The organism is Streptomyces sp. DSM 42067 (assembly GCF_055792885.1).
In genome coordinates this window covers 4313460-4331991 of sequence record NZ_CM147706.1, presented here as the reverse complement: position 1 = coordinate 4331991, position 18532 = coordinate 4313460, and the positions used below count along the sequence as shown (strand labels likewise).

Genomic DNA, 18532 nt, shown 5'->3' with positions numbered 1-18532 from the left:
AGTAGCGGGCCCTTCCCGGTGGCGGGTGGCGGAGCCGTGCCACCGCTCAGAGCTGGTACGGCCTGCGCTGCGTCAGGTCGTATGTCGTCGCGATGGTGTTCCAGAGCGCTGCGGCCTTGCTCTTCTCCGTGGTGGCGGTGCCGCTCGCGCGGTCGCCTGCGCGATGGTGCGCGGTGGAGCGGGCCTCGCCCTTTCTGCAGCCCCCCTTGGCGGCGACCTGGTCGGCCCATGCGGCGTAGTGGTTGTCCGCCGAAGCGGACGCCTTCCAGGCGTTGTTGAGCGCGGTGGTCAGCTTGGTGTGGTTCGGGAGCTTGTCGACGGAGAGCGCCGCGAGGCGGGTGATGAGGTCGTTGCGCTGCTTCGCCGCGTTCCGTAGATCGGTGGCTGCCTGGCCGAGGTTGTTGCAGGCGCGGACGTTCGCGACGGCCTTGATCACCGCGTCGCGGCTGTTGTTGCTGTCCGCCAGGAGCTTGTCCAGCGCGACGGCCTGTTCCTTGGCGGGGTCGGCGGTCGGCGATGCGGACTCGTCGTCGGCGGGCGCGTTCGCGGACGCGGTCTTGTTGTCGTCCTTGGTGTCGTCGCCGGCGCCGAGGAGGGCGCCCGCGCCGATGCCGAGGACCGCGATGCCGATGCCGGCGGCTGCGATGAGGGGCAGCTTCGAGCGCGTACGGCCGCCGGCGCCGCCGCCTGCCGCCTGGCGTGCGGCGGCGCGACCGCCGGTCTCGGGAACGGCTGCACCGTAGTGGCCCGCCGCGGCCGTCGGCGGCTGGAAGCGGGGCAACTGCTGGGTGGCCGCGGGGCCTTGGGGCTCCGGGTCGGCACGGAAGAGGCTGTCGAACTCGGCCGGGGGCGCCTGCCGGTCGTCCGGGGAGCCGGGCCGGATGCCGTACGGGGCGCCGGGCGGCGGTGCCGGCACGGGGGCGATGTACTGCGTGGGCTCACTGTCGGGTCCGGGTCCCGCGGGCGCGCCGTCGCGCGGCGCGCGCCCCAGGTACTGGGTGGCGTCGGCGGCGGCCTCGGGCGGCAGTGCGCCGGGGGCCACGGGTGGGATGTACTGCGTGGCGCCTTCGTCGAAGCCCTCGGCGCCGGCCTGCGCTCCGGCGCCCGCCACGGGCGGCATGTACTGCGTCGCCTCGACCGGGTCGACGGCGGGCGGGAGCGGGGTGCCGTGCGCGGTGGGCGGGAGGGGGGCAGCGGCCTGTCCGGCGGGGGGCAGCGGGGTGGCCTGCCCGTGGGGCGGCTGAGGGCCGGTGCCCTGTCCGGGGGCGGCGGGCAGTGCCCCGCCGAAGCCGGTCGGCGGGGCCGGCGGAAGTGCCCCGCCGAAGCCGGTGGGCGGGGTCGGCGGAAGTGCCCCGCCGAACCCGGCAGCCGGCGGCTGCGGCGCACCCTGGCCGCCGCCCGCACGCGCGGCGCCCTGGTCGGCGGTCGGGAAGGCGTTCGCCGGGGGCAGCGGCGCCGGGCCCCCTCCCGGCTGGCGGGCACCGGGGAACTGGGCCTCGGAGTGCTCTGCGCCGGGGACCTCGGTGCCGGTGATCTGGGCGCCCGGGTGCTGTGCGCCGGGGGTCTGGGCCCCGTGGCTGTGGATGCCGGGGGTCTGGGCCCCGTGGCCGTGGGTGCCGGGGGTCCGGGTCCCGGGGTGCTGTGCGTCCGGGAGCTGCGGGTCGGCGTGGTGTGTGCCGGGGTACGGGGCTGCGGCCGTGGGGGGCTGCTGCGTCGGCTGTCCCGCGTCGTCGATGCCCCAGGGCGCAGGGGCGGCCGGGGACGTGGCGTGGCCCGGGGCCGGGCCCCAGCCCGGTACGCCCGCCTGGGGATATCCCGGTGCCCCCGCGCCGGATGAAGCCTGGCCCGCGGCCGCTCCCCACTCGTACCCGGAGGCCGCGGACGCCGGCGGTGCCGGCGGTGCCTCCTCCGGGCCCCAGGGCTGTCCCCAGGGGTGGCCGCCGGCCGGAGCCGTCTGGTCGCCCGTGGTGCCCGGCAGCAGCGGCTCGCTTCCGTCGGCGGGCAGCACGATGCCTTCTCGCACGGGCCGCGCCGCGGGAAGACGCGGCTCCTCGCCCTGTCCGCTCTGCGTCACCGGGACTCCTACTAGTGGGGGACTTACGGAATCGTCGGTTCACGCTACCGGGTGGCCCTACGGCGATGCCATGCAGCTCAGGGCGTTACTGCGGCCACATCGTCCGCAGTAACAAAACCGTCTGCCCCGGCGCTGTTAAGGCCTCTCTCCGTGCCCCTTCTCCGCGCCCGGCCTCCGGCACAGGCCGACTGCCTGCCCAGGCCGTCGGGGTGGCGCTGCGCCCACCCGTGCCGCCCCAGCGGCACGACTGCCCGCAGCGGCACGACTGCCCGCAGCGGCGCGACAGCCCAGTGGCGCGACAGCCCAGTGGCGCGGACTCCTGCAGTGGCGCGACCGCCCCCGGCGCCGCGACGGCCCGGAGCGCGCGACGGCTGGCAGCGGCGCGACGGCCGCAGTGGCGCGACGGCCGCAGTGGCGCGACTGCGCCCAGCGGCGCGACTCCCGCTGCAGTGGCGCGACCCCCGCAGTGACGCGACTGCCCCCGGGAGCACGACGGCCCGCAGTGCGCGACGGCCCGCAGCGGCGCAGCCCGCAGTGGCGCGACCGCCCCCAACGGGCGCGCCCTCGAACCGCTCCCGTCAAGCAGCCTGCAGTTCCAGCCGCGCCCCGAACTCCCGCACCACCGACTCCTCCCGGTACGGCGCCAGGCGCTCCTGGAGGTCCTCCAGGTACTCCGCGCCCCGGTTCGACCGCAGCCTGCCCAGCAGTTCGATCGCCTGCAGCCCCGTATGGCAGGCCTGCTCCACCTCGCGCTTCTGCACCTGCGCGGTCGCAAGGAGCACCAGCCCGATCGCGCGCCGCCGCACCCGTGACTGCGGGTGCCTGGCGAGCGACTCCTCGGCCTGGCGCCCGGCGGCGTCGGGCTGGCCCAGGTCCCGGTGGCAGTGCGCCAGTTCGTCGGCGAGATACGCCTCGTCGAAGTGCGCGATCCACGCCGGGTCGTCCCCGGAGCCGGGGTCGGCCTGCTCCATCGCAGAGACCGCCTTCCCGATCACGGCCTGCGCCGCCCGCGCGTCGCCCATCAGCGCGTGTCCGCGCGCCTCGGCGGCGTAGAACATGGCCTGCGCGCGCGGTGTCACCCGGCCGCGGGCCCCCTCCTGCGCGGCGCGTGCGAGCTGTGCGATCTCCCGCGGGTTGCCGAGCTGGGCCGCGAGGTGGCTCATGGAAGCGGCCAGGACGTACCCGCCGTAGCCGCGGTCGCCGGCCGCCTGGGCGAGCCGCAGCGCCTGGATGTAGTAGCGCTGAGCGAGCCCCGGCTGGCCGGTGTCGACCGCCATGTAGCCGGCCAGCTCCGTCAAACGCGCGACCGCCGCGAAGAGTTCACGCCCGGCCGCCTCCCGGTACGACCCGGCCAGCAGCCCGGAGACGACGCTGTTGAGGTAGTGGACGACGACCGGCCGTACGTGCCCGCTGCCGTACTGATGGTCCAGATCCACCAGCGCCTGGGTCATCGACCGCACGGCGTCCACGTCGGCCGGCCCGACGCGCGGTCCGGCCGACCGCGCGACCTGCGGGTCCGGCGCGGAGATCAGCCAGTCCCGGCTGGGCTCGACGAGCGCGGACGAGGCGACGGACGAGCCGGACAGGAAGTCCCGGCGCCCCACGTCGCTGCGGTACAGCTCGCACACCTGCTCAATGGCGCCGAGGACGGACGGCGAGAACTGGAGGCCGACCCCGGCCGCCAGGTTCTTGCCGTTCGCCATGCCGATCTCGTCGATCGTCACGGTCCGGCCGAGCTTGCGGCCGAGTGCCTCCGCGATGATCGCGGGCGCCCGTCCTCGCGGTTGCTGCCCGCGCAGCCAGCGGGCCACCGAGGTCTTGTCGTACCGCAGATCGAGCCCGTGCTCCGCGCCGCACACGTTGACGCGGCGGGCCAGGCCCGCGTTGGAGCAGCCGGCTTCCTGGATGAGCGCCTGCAGCCGTTCGTTCGGCTGCCGCGCCACGAGAGGCCTTGCGGCCATGGCGTGTACCCCCTGTGACTAGGGCCTGTGCACCGGAAGAGACGTGTCCGCGAAGATCAATGCCCCACTGACGAACGGAAGATGCGGGATATGGGAGATATGCCGGGGTAAGTACTGTTGCACCCCACAGCTGGCTACCCGTCCCCTGGTGCCGATCCTCATGCGCGCCCCGGACGTGCACCCGTGCGCCCCGGATGCAGGAACGATGCGCCGCCGTAGGGGGCATGGCGGCCGTAACCCCTGCGGGCGACCGGAGTTGAGGCCACCGTGGATGAGATGACCATCGGAGTGACGTCAACCGCACAGATCCCGAAGCAGCGTGGAGCAGCCCGCGACACACCACGCGGTACCTCACTGCTGGACACCGCCGTGCAGTACGCGGAAGAGCGCCACTGGGACGTGTTCCCGGGCACCTGGCTGGAGCCCGTCGAGGGCAGCCAGCGGTGCTCCTGCGGCGACCCGGCGTGCGAGGCGCCCGGCGCGCATCCCGCGCGCGAGGACTGGCCCACGCAGGCCACGGGCAGCGCGACGGTCGCGCGCCGCCTGTGGTCCAAACAGCCCACGGCGTCGATCCTGCTGCCGACAGGGCGCTCGTTCGACGTGATCGACGTGCCCGAGACCGCCGGATTCCTGGCGCTGGCCCGTATGGAACGCATGGGGCTCACGCTCGGTCCGGTGACCCGCACCCCGGACCGCCGGATGCACTTCCTCGTGCAGCCGGGCGGCGCGGCGAAGGTGACCGATCTCGTTCGGAAGCTGGGCTGGTCGCCCCTCTCGCTGGACCTCGTGGTCCTCGGCGAGGGCTCCTACGTCGCGGCGCCGCCCACAAGGGTCGGTGGGCGCGGGGCCGTTCAGTGGGCCTGCCGTCCCACCGCCTCCAATCGGTGGCTGCCCGCCGCCGAGGAGATCGTCTCGCCGGTGGCGTACGCGTGCGGGCGGGAGGCCAGGCGCTGAAGGCTCTGCCTGGCTGAGGTCTCGGCTCGGGTCTCGGTTCAGCCGAGGTCCGGGCCGAAGAACCGTTGCCGCAACGGAACCGCCGCCTCGACCCGTATCGTGCTCGCAGGGAACGACGGGAGGCCGGCGAGTGGTCGACGGAGCGGCGGGCGTACCGGCGGTGCGCGTGCAGGGGTTGTGGAAGCGGTTCGGGGAGCAGATCGCGGTCGCGGGAATCGACCTGGAGCTGCCCGCGGGCCGCTTCATCGGTCTCGTCGGACCCAACGGCGCGGGAAAGACGACCACTCTGTCCATGGTGACCGGCCTGCTCCGCCCCGACCATGGCACCGTCGAGGTCGTCGGCCATGACGTATGGCGCGACCCCGCCCAGGTGAAGGCCCGCATCGGCGTGCTGCCCGAGGGGCTGCGGCTCTTCGAGCGGCTCTCCGGACGTGAACTCCTCTCCTATACCGGGAGGTTGCGCGGTCTGCCCGGCGCCGAGGTGGACAAGCGTGCCGCCCAGCTCCTCGACGTACTCGACCTCGCGGGAGCCCGGAACAAGCTCGTCGTCGACTACTCGACCGGCATGCGCAAGAAGATCGGGCTGGCCGCCGCTCTGCTCCACAACCCCGAAGTGCTCTTCCTCGACGAACCGTTCGAGGGCGTCGACCCCGTGTCCGCCCAGACGATCCGCGGAGTCCTGGAGCGCTACACGGCCTCCGGTGCGACCGTCGTCTTCTCCTCCCACGTCATGGAGCTCGTCGAGTCGCTGTGCGACTGGGTCGCCGTCATGGCCGCCGGCCGTATCCGCGCCCACGGCCCCCTCGACGAAGTGCGCGGCAAGGCGTCCTCCCTCCAGGAAGCCTTCCTCGAACTCGTCGGCGCCGGCGCCCGCACCGCCGGATCCGAGCTCGACTGGCTCGGCGGCGGCGCCCGATGAGCACCACCACGACCGCATCCGGCGGCGCCACAGCGAGGTCCCTCACCTCCGTCGTCGTACGGCTGAAGGTGTCCCTGCTGCGCAACGGACTCCGGCAGTCCACCCGACGCAGAGCCGCCTACATCACGTCCATCGTCGTCGCCCTGCTCGTCGCCGCACTCCAGCTGATCGGCCTCATCGCACTGCGGGGCAACCCGCACGCCACGGCCGTCGGCGTCCTGCTCGTCGCCGTGCTCGCGCTCGGCTGGGCCGTGATGCCGCTGTTCTTCCCCGGCGGCGACGAAACCCTTGACCCCACGCGGCTGGTGATGCTCCCGCTGCGCCCCGAGCCTCTCGTACGGGCCCTGCTGGCCGCCTCTCTCGTGGGCATCGGACCGCTGTTCACCCTCTGTCTCACGGTGGGCGCGGTGATCGCGATCGCGCAGGGCGCCGCCGCCTTCGCGGTGGGCATCCTGGCGATCGCCCTCACGCTCCTCGTCTGCGTTGCTCTGGCCCGTGCCGTCGCCGCCGCCAACGTACGGCTGTTGACCAGCCGCAAAGGCCGGGACCTGGCCGTACTCAGCGGCCTCGTCATTGCCTTGGGCGCTCAGGTCGTCAACTTCGGCCTCCAGAAACTCGGTTCGGCCGGTGGCCTCGCCGCGCTCGAACCCTTCGCCGACGTACTGCGCTGGATCCCGCCCGCAGCGGCCCTCGACGCGGTCGACTCCGTCGGCGACGGGGCGTACGCCACGGCGATCGCCCAACTCGCCCTGACCGGGGTCGTGCTGGCCGCGCTGCTCCGCTCCTGGCAGCGCAATCTGACCCGCCTGATGACCTCCCCCGACGGCTCGACGCTCGGCGCCGCCGGGCCGACCACCGACGGGACGCGCGGCTCGACGAGCCCGGCCCGCCTTCTGCCCTTCCTCCGAGCCGACGCCCGCGGCGGCGTCCCCAGCCGTACCGCCACGGTCATGGAACGCAGCCTGCGCTACGTATGGCGCGACCCCAAGACCAAGGCGGCCTGGGTCACCTCACTGGCCATCGGTCTGATCGTCCCGCTCTTCAACGCCCTCCAGGGCACCGGCTCCATCTACTTCGCCTGCTTCGCCGCCGGGATGCTCGGCATCCAGATGTACAACCAGTTCGGCCAGGACACCTCGGCCTTCTGGATGGTCGCGATGACGATCTCGTCGCCCCGTGACGCCTACGTGGAACTGCGTGGCCGCGCGCTGGCCCTGCTGGTGATAACCCTTCCGTACGCGACCCTGGTCACCGTCGTGACCACCGCCATGCTCGGTGACTGGCCCGCGCTCCCCGAAGTCCTGGGCCTGTCCTTCGCCCTCCTCGGCGCCATGCTCGCCACCGGCGCCTGGTCCTCGGCCCGCTTCCCCTACTCCATCCCGCAGGAGGGCTACAAGAACGTGGCCCCCGGACAGACCGGCCTCGCCTGGATCTCGATCTTCGGCGGTATGGTCGCGGCGGCCCTGCTGTGCGCCCCGGTCCTCGCCCTCACCATCTGGCTGCACGTCGCGGACGCGGACACCTGGAGCTGGCTGCTGCTGCCCCTCGGCACGGCGTACGGCGCGGGGATCACAGTTCTGGGGCTGCGCCTGGCTGCACCCCGTACGGCGGGCCGGCTGCCGGAGATCCTGGCGGCGGTCAGCAAGGGGTGAGCGGTTGGCAAGGGATGACGGCTCGGCAAGGGCTGAGCGGTCGGCAAGAGGTCGTCAGCGGTCGGCACAAGTGAGGCCCGGCCCCGCGCGTCACTCGTTCTCCAGCGTCTTCCTCATGTCGACGAAGCCGCGCTGCTCCGAGACCACGCGTCCGTCGCGGACCTTCTGGAAGGTGACGTACGCGTTGACCAGACGGGGGAAGTCGCGGGCCGCGATCATGTCCTCGAAGCGCCAGCTCAGCTTCGGGGTGAGGCCTCCGGTGGTCACCTTGAGGCCGTCGTCGAGTTCGTCCCGGAGGCTGTGGGCCGTCACCTCGCCGTCCCCGAGCGACTCGACGGCCTTCTTGAGCACCGTGTAGGCGATCCAGGTGGTCTGCACGCCCGCGTCCGTGGGATCGATCCGGTTGTCGCCGAAAGCGTGCTCGTTGATGACCTTGCGCATGGTGTCCCAGCGGCGGTCGCTCGACACGGGGTACCAGCCCGTGACGGAAGCCCCCTCGTACACACCGGACCTGCCGCCCGTACGGTCGACGAGGGACTGGTCCACGGAGCCGAGCACCGAGGCGATCCTGACCGCCGGATACTCGTCGCGGGTGCGCCGGAACGAGTCGAAGAAGGTGTCCGTGCGGTCGCCGAGCGCGGCCGTCACGCAGCCCTTGGTGGCGGGATCCGCACTCGCCCGCTCGAGGGCCTTGCGCGCCTGCGGCGTGTAGTCGGTGGCGTCCTCGACGGCTCGTATGTCGAGGGACTCGCTGCGGGCGCCCGCGGCGAGTCCGGCGTTGAACAGGTCCGGCAGTTCGTCGCCGGCGATCGTGTCGGGACGTACGAGCGAGACGCGGGAGCACGTCTTGGCGAGCTGGCGGCCGAGGCCCGCCATGAGCGCGGGCTGGCCGCCGTTCACGGGGTACGACAGCGGGCTGGTGAACTCCTCGTCGGTGACGCCGTAGCCGCCGATGTAGGGGATGCCGGCGCCCTCCAGCGGGGCGAGGAAGGACCGGCCGTACTGGCTGTAGGAGCCGACGACCGCGACGACCTGCTCGTCGACCGCGCGCTGCGCGCACTCGCCGGCGCCCACGGTGTCGTTGTGGTCGTTGCAGGTGATGACCTTCAGCTGGCGGCCGCCGAGGCCACCGTTGGCATTGACCCAGCGCGCATACGCCTGCGCCATGGCGGGCATTCCGGGCTTGTTGGTCGCCTCGGTCTTCTCGGGCGCCATCGTCATCACGGTGACAGTCTCCCTGGAGCCCCCCGTGGCCCCAGGGAGCACGCCGCATGCGGCGAGGACGGACGCACAGGCCGTCACGGCTCCTGCAGCGAGCAGGACCGCTTTGGCCCGGCGGGGAGGAGCGGGATGGGTGGTGCTCATGCGTCGCCTGCCGGTCATGGACACGCACGATTCCGCCGCATCTCTAACCGCGGCGTGATCTTGGGCCAACACATGGTGACACGTGGGTGAATTACGGGGGTCAAATCGGTCGGCCGAATGAGGAACGTACGATCGATGACCGTGCAAGGTTCGGAGAAGTCTTCCCGTCGCGCCCGCCGCTACACCACCATGGGCGGCATGCCTGTGAACGACATGCCGTGGTGGCGCTGGCGCAGCAATGTGCGCTCGGCGCTCCACATGCTCTCCGACCCCGTATTCCAGCGGGACGTCTGGCTGGCCGGCGTCGAGGGGTACGGGGACGTCACCGACGCCGTGTACCGCCTCGTCGAGGACACCTGGCTCGACAACTGGTCCGCCGAGAAATACGTGGGGACGATCTTCCGCGACTCGCAGGAGGCGGCCCTCGTGGACACCGCTGTGCTGCGCGTGCTGCGGATCATGCACCAGGTGGGGCCGGACGCCCCGGTGTCCGCGTATATCGACCACCACGGGTGGCCCGAGGCGGTGCGCGCCGCGAGGGACGCACATGTGCGGCTCGCGATGAGCGACGGGGAGGACCCGGACGCGCCGCCGCGGACGCTCGAGGTGCTGCGGATCCTTACCCGGTCGGCCTGAGGGCGGCGGGGGCCGGTCGGGCGTCGGCCGGGCGAGTCGTTGCGGCTCGTGGCGGAGCCGTGACGTTCCGTTCCGGCGCGTGAGGTGTCTCCCGGCCCTTGAGACGCTGGGGGAGTGGGTTTGCCCGCGGCCCGGGCTGCTGTGGGACCCTGACCGCATGAGTGAGCAGCCGGCTGGGTCTTCCGTGTCCCCTGAGCAGTACGTCCTTACCCTCTCCTGCCCGGACAAGAAGGGCATCGTGCACGCCGTGTCGAGCTATCTCTTCATGACCGGCTGCAACATCGAGGACAGCCAGCAGTTCGGCGACCACGACACGGGCCTGTTCTTCATGCGGGTCCACTTCTCGGCGGAGCCCTCGGTGACCGTCGACAAGCTGCGGGCCAGCTTCGCCGCCGTCGGTGACTCCTTCCAGATGGACTGGCAGATGCACCGGGCCGAGCAGAAGATGCGCATCGTCCTGATGGTGTCGAAGTTCGGCCACTGCCTGAACGACCTGCTCTTCCGCGCCCGTATCGGCGCGTTGCCCGTGGACATCGCGGCGGTCGTGTCCAATCACTCGGACTTCGCCGAGCTGGTGGCGTCGTACGACATTCCGTTCCACCACATTCCGGTCACACGGGACACCAAGGCGCAGTCGGAGGCGCAGCTTCTCGAGCTCGTTCGCGCGGAGAACGTGGAGCTGGTGGTGCTGGCCCGCTACATGCAGGTGCTCTCCGACGACCTGTGCAAGCAGCTGAGCGGCCGGATCATCAACATCCACCACTCGTTCCTGCCGAGCTTCAAGGGCGCGAAGCCGTACCACCAGGCGCATGCGCGCGGTGTGAAGCTGATCGGTGCGACCGCGCACTATGTGACGGCCGACCTCGACGAGGGGCCGATCATCGAGCAGGAGGTCGAGCGGGTCGGGCACGGGGTGACGCCCGAGCAGCTGGTGGCGATCGGGCGCGATGTGGAGTGCCAGGCGCTGGCGCGGGCCGTCAAGTGGCATGCGGAGCACCGGATTCTGCTGAACGGGCACCGTACGGTGATCTTTGCCTGACCTGCCCTGACCGCCCAGCGGGGCCGGGAGCGGCGCCCTACATCCTGCTCAGTGAAGCCGCCGCGAACAGTACCTCTCTGATGGCCTCGCGGTCGCCGTCCAGGCCTGCCACCGCCTCGTGCGGGGCGATGTGCCCCGCGGCCAGCCGGGAGAACTCGACGCCGTCCAGGGCGATATGGGCCACCTCGTGCTCGGCGGAGGCGACCGCTCCCGGAGAGTCGAGGGAGATGAGCCACTCGCCCCCGCCGGCCCCCTCCACCTCCAGCCGCAGCGTGCGGCCGGGAGCCCCGGCGGCGACCAGTCGGCGGGGCGGGCTCGCGAGCCCGGCGCGCCGCCGCGCCGCCAGCGTTTTCGGGAGGAGGCGCGCCGCGAGGTCGAACATGTGGTGCAGATGGCGTGGGGCCGGCGGGTCGTACGGGTAGGCCACGGCGTCCGCGATGTCCCCCGCGTGCACCCAGCACTCGAAGGCGCGGTCCAGCATGGAGTCGCGCAGGGACAGTTCGAAGTTGCCGTAGTCGACGGACAGCCGCCCCGGTCCGCGTGATCCTTCAGCGGAGCCGGAGCCGGAGCCGGAGCCGGAGCCGGAGCCGGAGCCGGAGCCGGAGCCGGAGCCGAGTGCGATGGCCGGGTCCTCGGGGCCGCTCCCGGCCTCGAAGGCCACCGTACGCACGAGCGTATGAGTCTGGTCACGCCACGGCCGGCGTACCGCGCGGGTGGGCGGCCGGTGCGATGCGCGCCAGTACGCCTCGGTGCGCTCCGCGGGACCCGGACGGCCCCCGCTCGCCTCACCGCCGGTGTGCCCGGACGCCTCGACCATCGGGGGAAGTTCGTCCAGGCCGAGCGCGAGCGCCACCAGGCCGTCGACCATCATCAGATGCGCGAGGACCCCGGCGACCGTGGTCTTGCGGCTCACGAGCCCGTCCCGGTCGAACCACTGCAGCCGCACCGGGGCGTGCCACTCGGAGTCGCCGATGTCCTGTAGCAGTGCGTCGAGTCGCGCGGTCTCCGCGTCATACGGAGCGACCCACTCCGGCACCGGGATCCGGGGCGGCCGCCGGTCGAGGCAGCCCTCCAGGACCCGGGTGCGCAGCATCGGGTCGAGGTCGAGGGGCTCCGCGGGATGCAGCAGTCCCACGGCGTCGCGCAGCCGCAGCGCCTCCTCGGCGCACGGTCCGCACGTGCCGAGGTGCGCCTCGACGGCCTCCGCCTCCTCCAGGGAGCACGCGGAGAGCGCCCAGGCTCCCAGGAGCGACTTGAGTACCCGGTGCTCGAGTACGAGAGGCGCGGACGCGGTCGTCGACGCGCCGGGGGCGGGCGGCGAGGGCTCGGGCAGCGGCTGCCCGCCGTCCTCCACGGAGAAGCGGGGGTTCGGGATGCGTCCGTCGTACGACTCGAACCGCTCCGGACCGTTCACCACGTCCTCCCGTGTCCGGGCGGTGCACCCGAGGTGCTGTTGTCGTGGGCGGTGGACAGCAGTTGCAGACCAAGGCGGAGCCTGCGGCGGGCCTCGTCCGCGGTGACACCGAGGTCGGCGGCGGCCTGCCGGTAGTCGCGGCGCTGGAAGTACGCCAGTTCGAGGGCGGCGCGCAGCGGGGCGGGCATGTTCGTCACGATGTAGTCCGCGCGGGCGGCCGCCGACGCGCGGCGGACCTTGCGTTCCAGATCCTCCGTGGTGCCCGAGCCGTCCCGGGCCAGCGCCGCGGCCTCGGTCTGCCGCAGCCGCTGCACGGCCAGCCGGTGGGTGAGCGTGGCCACCCAGGAGCGCAACGGACCCTGTTTGGGGTCGAACGTCTCGGGGTTCTCCCAGATGTGGCTGAAGACCTCGCGGGTGATGCGGTCGGCGTCCCCCTCGTCGTCGAGGACGCGATGCGCCAGTCCGTGCACGAGTGACGCGAAGCGGTCGTACAGCTCGCCGAGCGCCGCCGCCTCGCCGCGCGCCAGTCGTTGCTGCATGGTGCGGTCCCAGCGGGGCGGTGATTCCTTCGCCATGCGACCCCCTCACCTGGTCGTGCCGCGCTCCGTGCGTCTGCCACCGTGTTTCGAATGTAGTCCGCGGTCACTGCGGACCACGTCGCTTTGCGTCAATGCCCGTCCAGTTCAGGCCTTGAGGTGGTATTGGCCACCCCAGACCCTTCCGCCGACTCCTCTTGCGCGTACTGTGAGCATACGAGACCCACAGGTGACTGAAAGAGACCGAACCAGTCCAAGTGTGATACGTCTGCGGGTCCTTGTGCGGTCGAATGCGCAAGGTGCTTCACGAGGTGCTCCATCAGATCTCCCCGTGACGGGTGCCGCACCGGATCCCTCGCGAGGGGGGCCGTACCAAGGGGTTTCGTCCGGGGTGTTTCGTGGAACGGCGGCCGGGCAGCCGCGAAGGGAAGCGAAGGTGAAGCTTCCGGATCGACTGGCGAAGGACGTGACGTGACACTGAGCGTGAGAGAAGGAGTCAAGGGCGAGTGGGTCGTTCTGTCCGTATCGGGTGAAATGGACCTGGTGACCTCCCCCTTGCTGCGGCAGCGGGTGCACGACGCCGTGGCCGACGGCCGCCGCAGCCTCGTCCTGGACCTCTCCGAGGTCTTCTTCTGCGACTCCAGCGGGGTCGGCGTCCTGATCGCCACGCGCCGTCTCATCCGCTCCTGCCAGGGCCGGCTGCGGTTGATACTTCCCGCGCAGGGCGCCGACGACGGCTCGGCGAGCGGGGGAGGCGCCCACGTCAACAAGGTCCTCGCCGCCCTGGGCGTACGCCGGCTCTTCGACGTCTATCCCGACGCGGCATCGGCCGTCGACGACGAGGCCGGCCCTCTCTCCGCGTGAGGGCCGGCGCCTGATCCCAGGCGGCCTCCCGCTGTGCGGCATCGATCACATCACGCCATCGCAGTGCCACGCTGTTGTCCCGGAATTCCTGCGGTCTTGGTACAAGCGTCGTTTTCCGGCTCCCGAACCCGCCCCGGCGTCGTACGCTCCCTGCCAGATACACCACCAAGTGAGGTAAGGCGGCCCGAGAACACATGGTCAGCACCGAGTACGAACGCAGGATCGCTGCCCGTTTCGCCACGTTCGACCAGGACGGCAACGGCTATATCGACCGCGAGGACTTCAGCAGCGCCGCCAAGTCGCTGCTCGCCGAGTTCGGTACGACGGCCCGGTGCGACAGGGGCCAGGCTCTGTACATCGGCGCGGAGGCGTTCTGGCAGGGCATGGCCGGGATCGCGGACCGGGACGGCGATCAGCGGATCACCCGCGACGAGTTCGTGAACGGTGCCGTGAAGCGCCTGCGTGACAACCCGGACCGGTTCGCCGAGATCGCCCGCCCCTTCCTGCACGCCGCGCTGGCCGTCGCGGACGGCGACGGGGACGGCGCGGCCACCGTCGAGGAGACCGCACGGGTACTGAAGGTGCTCGGCGTGCCCGAGGACGTCGCCGCCGCGGCCGCCGCGACCCTCGACTCGGACGGCGACGGCCGGGTCATGGAAGCGGAGATCGTGACCGCGTTCGCGCGGTACTTCACCGTCCCCGAGTAGCGAATCCGCACCGCTCTCGAGTGACGGACTTCACCGTTCTCCAGTGACGAACCTTCACCGTTCTCCAGTGACGAACCTTCACCGTTCTCCAGTGACGAACCTTCACCGTTCCCCAGTGACGAACCTTCACCGTTTTCTCTTACGCAACCGGCGTGGAGCCGGCCCCAGCAGCCGGCTCACGCCCCCGCGAACCGCTCGCGCAGCTTGTACTTGAGGACCTTGCGCAGGGTCTCGTTGCGCGGAAGTGCGTCCACCAGCTCCAGCTGTTCGGGAAGCTTGTGCACGGACAGCCCTTCCGCCCGCAGATGGGCCGTGACGGTCTCCAAGGTCAGCTTCTCCGCGCCCGCCGGCTGTTCCACCACCGCGCAGACCCGCTCGCCCCGCTCCGGGTCCGGCAGCCCGATCACCGCGACATCGCCCACCGCCGGATGCTGATGGAGCAGGTCCTCGATCTCCTTCGCGGAGATGTTCTCGCCCTTGCGGATGATGACGTCCTTGACGCGGCCGGTCAGCACCAGATGTCCACCGGGCGTGAGATGCCCCAGATCGCCGGTGATGAGAAAACCGTCGGCGTCGAAGACCTCCGCGCTCTGTACCGGGCCGAGATACCCCTGGCAGACGGCCTCTCCGCGCAGCCGCACCTCTCCGTCCGTCCCCGTGGGCACCTGATCGCCGTTCCCGTCCGTGATCCGTATCTCCATTCCCTCGGGTGGACGGCCCTCCGTGGTCGCGAGGTTCTCGGCGGTGTCCTCCGGGTCGCCCATCGTGATCATGGGGACCTCGGTCATGCCGTACCCGTGCGCAAGCTGGCAGCCCATCTCCCGTACGACCGCGTGGTAGAGCTCGGGCGGCTTCGGCGCACCGCCGCCCGCGAGCAGGCGCAGCGTAGGGATGAGCTTCCGGCCGGGCTGTTTGCGCTGCTCGGCGAGGAACATCGAGTAGAAGGCGGTCGAGCCGCCCGCGACGGTCACGCCGTGCCGCCGGTAGCCCTCCAGCGCCTCCGGCAGCGCGAACTGCTCGAACATGACGGCCGGTACGCCGTACAGCAGCAGCATGACGGTGTAGTCGGGGCCGCCGATGTGGGCGTACGGAAAGGCGATCGAGCCGACATCGTCGGTGGAGAGGCGCAGCGCGTGGGCCAGGCAGGAGCCGCCCGCGATCAGCGAACGGTCCGTGTGCAGCACGCCCTTGGGGTCCGATGTGGTGCCCGACGTCCAGTAGATCCAGCGCACGGCGGTGCCGTCGGCGGGCGGCGGGGGCAGGATGGCGGGGTCGCCGTCGGGAAGTGAGTCGTACGCCTCGAAGACGTCCTTCGCGCCGAGCCGTCGCGCCATCGCAGTGTGGTCGAAGCCACGCCAGACGCCCGGTACCGCGAAGTACTCGGCCTTCGACTCCGTCAGCGCGAAGGCCACCTCACGGTCCCGGTAGAAGGGGATGACCGGTGACTGCACCGCGCCGAGCCGGGCCAGCGCGAAGGAGAGCAGCGCGGTCTCGATACGCGTGGGGAGCTGCCAGGCGACGACGGTGCCGGGGCGTACGCCCATGTCGTACAGGCCGGCCGCGACCCGCTCGGCGCGGTCCCGCAGGGCGCCGAAGGTGAGGCTCCGGTCGTCCTGGAACAGGACGGGGGCTTCGGGGGTGAGTGCGGCGCGGCGGTCGACGAGCTCCCAGAGCGTCCGGGATGCGCCCAGTGCGTGTGCGGTGTCGGTCACGGCGGTCCCCTTTTTTGTGGCTCGGTTCGCCTCCGGGGCGCTAGAGCCGGTGTCGAGAGCTCGATCGTGCTCAGCCCTTCGGGCCTCCGCGCGTTCGACCTCTCGACACCGGCGCGCCCCTTCGGCTCACTCGCCCCGTAGCTGACGTTGCGTCAGATCGTGCGGAGAGCGTAGGGCCCGTCGCCTTGTCGGTCCAGGGGTGCGGGGTTAGCCTGACCTCAGCAGGTATCTGACGAACCGTCAGAAATGATGAGGCTGATCAGCGACGACGGGCGCCGACGGGCCACCGGAAACGCCGGAGGGAACACGGACACATGACCGAACTGCCTCGGATCATCAGCGTCGACGACCATGTGATCGAGCCGGCGCATCTCTTCGAGACCTGGCTGCCGCAGAAGTACCGGGACCGCGGCCCCAAGCCCCTCACCGCCGGTATCGGGGAGCTCGCGTACGTCGGCGGCAAGTACCAGATCACCATGGACCCGGACGGGCCCCCGACCGACTGGTGGATCTACGAGGACCTCAAGTTCCCCTACAAGCGGAACATCGCCGCCGTCGGCTTCGACCGCGACGAGATGACGCTGGAGGGCATCACGCGCGCCGAGATGCGGCGCGGCTGCTGGGACCCCGTCGAGCGGCTGAAGGACATGGACCTGAACCATGTCGAGGCATCGCTCTGCTTCCCGACCTTCCCCCGCTTCTGCGGGCAGACCTTCGCCGAGGCGCACGACAAGGAGGTCGCCCTCGCCTGCGTACGCGCCTACAACGACTGGATGGTCGAGGAGTGGTGCGGCGACAGCGGCGGCCGGCTCATCCCGCTGTGCCTCATTCCGCTGTGGGACATCGACCTCGCGGTGGCCGAGATCCAGCGGAACGCGGCCCGCGGGGTGCGCGCCGTGACCTTCAGCGAGATCCCGACCCACCTCGGGCTGCCGTCCATCCACTCCGGCTACTGGGACCCGTTCTTCGCCGTCTGCCAGGACACCGGCACCGTCGTGAACATGCACATCGGGTCGTCGTCCCAGATGCCCGCCGCATCCCCCGACGCCCCGCCCGCCGTCCAGGCGTCGCTGTCCTTCAACAACGCCATGGCCTCGATGATGGACTTCCTGTTCTCAGGGGTGCTCGTGAAGTTCCCGCGGCTGAAGCTCGCCTACAGCGAGGGCCAGATGGGCTGGATCCCGTACGCCCTGGAGCGCGCCGACGACGTGTGGGAGGAGCACCGCGCCTGGGGCGGGGTGCGCGATCTGATCCCCGAGCCCCCGTCGACGTACTACTACCGGCAGATCTTCTGCTGCTTCTTCCGCGACAAGCACGGCGTCGCCTCGCTGGACGTGGTCGGCCGGGACAACGCGACGTTCGAGACCGACTACCCGCATGTCGACTCGACCTTCCCGCACACCAAGGAGGTGGCCCTCGACCACGTCAAGGGCCTCGACGACGAAACGGTCTACAAGCTGATGCGCGGCAACGCCATCCGCATGCTCGACCTCGACTTCGACAAGTAGAGCGCGCACGTGGACCTCACGTACACGGAGGAAGAGGAAGAGTTCCGGGCCGGGCTGCGCGAGTGGCTCACCAAGGTGCTGCCGGGACTCCCGCCGAAGCCCGACCCCGGCGACTGGCCCGCGCGCAGGGCGTACGACCTCGGCTGGCAGCGGATGCTGTACGACGCCGGGTACGCGGGGCTGCACTGGCCCGTCGACGCGGGCGGCCGCGGAGCGACCCCGACCCAGCACCTGATCTTCCTGGAGGAGACGGAACGGGCGGGCGCGCCCTACGTGGGCGCCAACTTCGTCGGCCTGCTGCACGCGGGACCCACGATCGCCGCGGAGGGGGCGCCGGAGCAGCGGGGCCGCTGGCTGCCGCCGATCCTGCGCGGCGAGGAGGTGTGGTGCCAGGGCTTCAGCGAACCGGACGCGGGCTCGGACCTGGCGTCCCTGCGTACGAGGGCGGTCCGGGACGGCGACGACTACGTCATCACCGGATCGAAGATCTGGACCTCGCACGCCGAGGTCGCCGACTGGTGCGAACTGCTCGTGCGCACGCAGCCCGTCAGCGACGACGTGCCCAAGCACCGCGGCATCACCTGGCTCGTGATGCCCATGGACGCGCCCGGCGTCACGGTCCGGCCACTGAGGACCCTCGCAGGCTCGACGGAGTTCGCGGAGGTCTTCCTCGACGAGGTGCGCGTTCCGGTCGGGAACCGGGTGGGCGCGGAGAACGATGGCTGGCGCGTGACGATGGTGACGCTGTCCTTCGAACGCGGCACGGCGTTCGTCGGCGAGGTCGTGGCCTGCCGGCGGGTGCTTGGAGAGCTGGCCCGCCAGGCACGGGAGAACGGCCGCTGGGACGACCCCGTGCTCAGGCGCCGCCTGGGCCGGCTGAACGCGGAGTTCCGGGCCCTGTGGCGGCTGACCCAGTGGAACGTGAGCGAGTCGGAGAGGACCGGCGGAGTCCCGGGCGTTGGCGGCTCGGTCTTCAAACTGCGGTACTCGCACGCCCGCCAGGAGCTGTACGACACCGCGGCCGAGGTCCTCGGTCCCGACTCCCTCGACCTGTCCCACGAGTGGACCCTGGACCGGCTGTCCTCGCTCTCGTACACCATCGCCGCCGGAACGTCGCAGATCCAGCAGAACATCGTCGCCGAGCGCATCCTCGGCCTCCCGAAGGACCGGAACGGACGGAAGGACGGGTGA

15 protein-coding genes are annotated in these 18532 nt (G+C 71.4%); 9 read left to right on the top strand and 6 right to left on the bottom strand.

Translation table 11 applies throughout. The features are described 5' to 3' along the window. Positions 1 to 46 precede the first annotated feature (46 nt). Together ACSMXV_RS19895 and ACSMXV_RS19890 are read right to left on the bottom strand one after the other, a co-directional pair. Positions 47 to 2074 carry a hypothetical protein gene (locus ACSMXV_RS19895; protein ID WP_473172727.1) on the bottom strand — a complete coding sequence of 676 codons (2028 nt, stop codon included), beginning with the start codon at positions 2072 to 2074 and terminating at the stop codon, positions 47 to 49. A gap of 578 nt (positions 2075 to 2652) precedes the next feature. Continuing rightward, a complete protein-coding gene (locus tag ACSMXV_RS19890) occupies positions 2653 to 4035 on the bottom strand; it encodes a transcriptional regulator (protein WP_473172726.1) in 1383 nt (460 codons plus the stop codon). A gap of 276 nt (positions 4036 to 4311) precedes the next feature. Between ACSMXV_RS19890 and ACSMXV_RS19885 the strand changes: the two genes are divergently transcribed. The 3 genes from ACSMXV_RS19885 to ACSMXV_RS19875 all read left to right on the top strand — a co-directional run bounded on the left by ACSMXV_RS19885 (position 4312) and on the right by ACSMXV_RS19875 (position 7560). After that, positions 4312 to 4989 (top strand): bifunctional DNA primase/polymerase, encoded by a 678-nt coding sequence (locus ACSMXV_RS19885; protein WP_473172725.1) that lies wholly within the window; start codon positions 4312 to 4314, stop codon positions 4987 to 4989. A 130-nt stretch (positions 4990 to 5119) separates the two neighbouring features. Further along, a complete protein-coding gene (locus ACSMXV_RS19880) occupies positions 5120 to 5908 on the top strand; it encodes an ABC transporter ATP-binding protein (RefSeq protein ID WP_473172724.1) in 789 nt (262 codons plus the stop codon). Further along, on the top strand, positions 5905 to 7560 hold the full coding sequence (locus tag ACSMXV_RS19875; protein ID WP_473172723.1) for a transporter: 1656 nt from the start codon (positions 5905 to 5907) through the stop codon (positions 7558 to 7560). The genes ACSMXV_RS19880 and ACSMXV_RS19875 overlap by 4 nt, the downstream gene beginning before the upstream one ends. A gap of 90 nt (positions 7561 to 7650) precedes the next feature. Here the strand turns inward: ACSMXV_RS19875 and ACSMXV_RS19870 are convergent, their stop codons facing one another. Next, a complete protein-coding gene (locus ACSMXV_RS19870) occupies positions 7651 to 8943 on the bottom strand; it encodes an ABC transporter substrate-binding protein (RefSeq protein WP_473172722.1) in 1293 nt (430 codons plus the stop codon). Between the two features lie 117 nt (positions 8944 to 9060). Between ACSMXV_RS19870 and ACSMXV_RS19865 the strand changes: the two genes are divergently transcribed. Together ACSMXV_RS19865 and purU are read left to right on the top strand one after the other, a co-directional pair. Further along, positions 9061 to 9561, top strand: a complete 501-nt coding sequence (locus ACSMXV_RS19865) for an SCO4402 family protein (protein ID WP_473172721.1) — start codon at positions 9061 to 9063, stop codon at positions 9559 to 9561. Between the two features lie 157 nt (positions 9562 to 9718). Beyond that, complete coding sequence (gene purU / locus ACSMXV_RS19860; protein ID WP_473172720.1) at positions 9719 to 10600, top strand: formyltetrahydrofolate deformylase; 882 nt, start codon at positions 9719 to 9721, stop codon at positions 10598 to 10600. A 37-nt stretch (positions 10601 to 10637) separates the two neighbouring features. Here purU and ACSMXV_RS19855 read toward each other — a convergent pair whose 3' ends face one another. Continuing rightward, complete coding sequence (locus tag ACSMXV_RS19855) at positions 10638 to 12014, bottom strand: zf-HC2 domain-containing protein (RefSeq protein ID WP_473172719.1); 1377 nt, start codon at positions 12012 to 12014, stop codon at positions 10638 to 10640. Then, positions 12011 to 12589: a sigma-70 family RNA polymerase sigma factor gene (locus ACSMXV_RS19850; protein WP_473172718.1), complete on the bottom strand. Its 579-nt coding sequence runs from the start codon at positions 12587 to 12589 to the stop codon at positions 12011 to 12013. The genes ACSMXV_RS19855 and ACSMXV_RS19850 overlap by 4 nt, the downstream gene beginning before the upstream one ends. A gap of 432 nt (positions 12590 to 13021) precedes the next feature. On the opposite strand from ACSMXV_RS19850, the gene ACSMXV_RS19845 reads away from it, so the two are divergent. Next, positions 13022 to 13414 (top strand): STAS domain-containing protein, encoded by a 393-nt coding sequence (locus tag ACSMXV_RS19845; protein ID WP_473172717.1) that lies wholly within the window; start codon positions 13022 to 13024, stop codon positions 13412 to 13414. Between the two features lie 194 nt (positions 13415 to 13608). Continuing rightward, positions 13609 to 14121 carry an EF-hand domain-containing protein gene (locus ACSMXV_RS19840; protein WP_473172716.1) on the top strand — a complete coding sequence of 171 codons (513 nt, stop codon included), beginning with the start codon at positions 13609 to 13611 and terminating at the stop codon, positions 14119 to 14121. A gap of 176 nt (positions 14122 to 14297) precedes the next feature. On the opposite strand, the gene ACSMXV_RS19835 is transcribed toward ACSMXV_RS19840, so the two are convergent. Then, positions 14298 to 15833 carry a class I adenylate-forming enzyme family protein gene (locus ACSMXV_RS19835; RefSeq protein WP_473172715.1) on the bottom strand — a complete coding sequence of 512 codons (1536 nt, stop codon included), beginning with the start codon at positions 15831 to 15833 and terminating at the stop codon, positions 14298 to 14300. Positions 15834 to 16147: 314 nt separating this feature from the next. On the opposite strand from ACSMXV_RS19835, the gene ACSMXV_RS19830 reads away from it, so the two are divergent. Together ACSMXV_RS19830 and ACSMXV_RS19825 are read left to right on the top strand one after the other, a co-directional pair. After that, complete coding sequence (locus tag ACSMXV_RS19830; protein WP_473172714.1) at positions 16148 to 17341, top strand: amidohydrolase family protein; 1194 nt, start codon at positions 16148 to 16150, stop codon at positions 17339 to 17341. A gap of 9 nt (positions 17342 to 17350) precedes the next feature. Beyond that, the gene (locus tag ACSMXV_RS19825; RefSeq protein ID WP_473172713.1) at positions 17351 to 18532 is read left to right on the top strand and encodes an acyl-CoA dehydrogenase; all 1182 of its coding nucleotides are present in this window, start codon (positions 17351 to 17353) and stop codon (positions 18530 to 18532) included.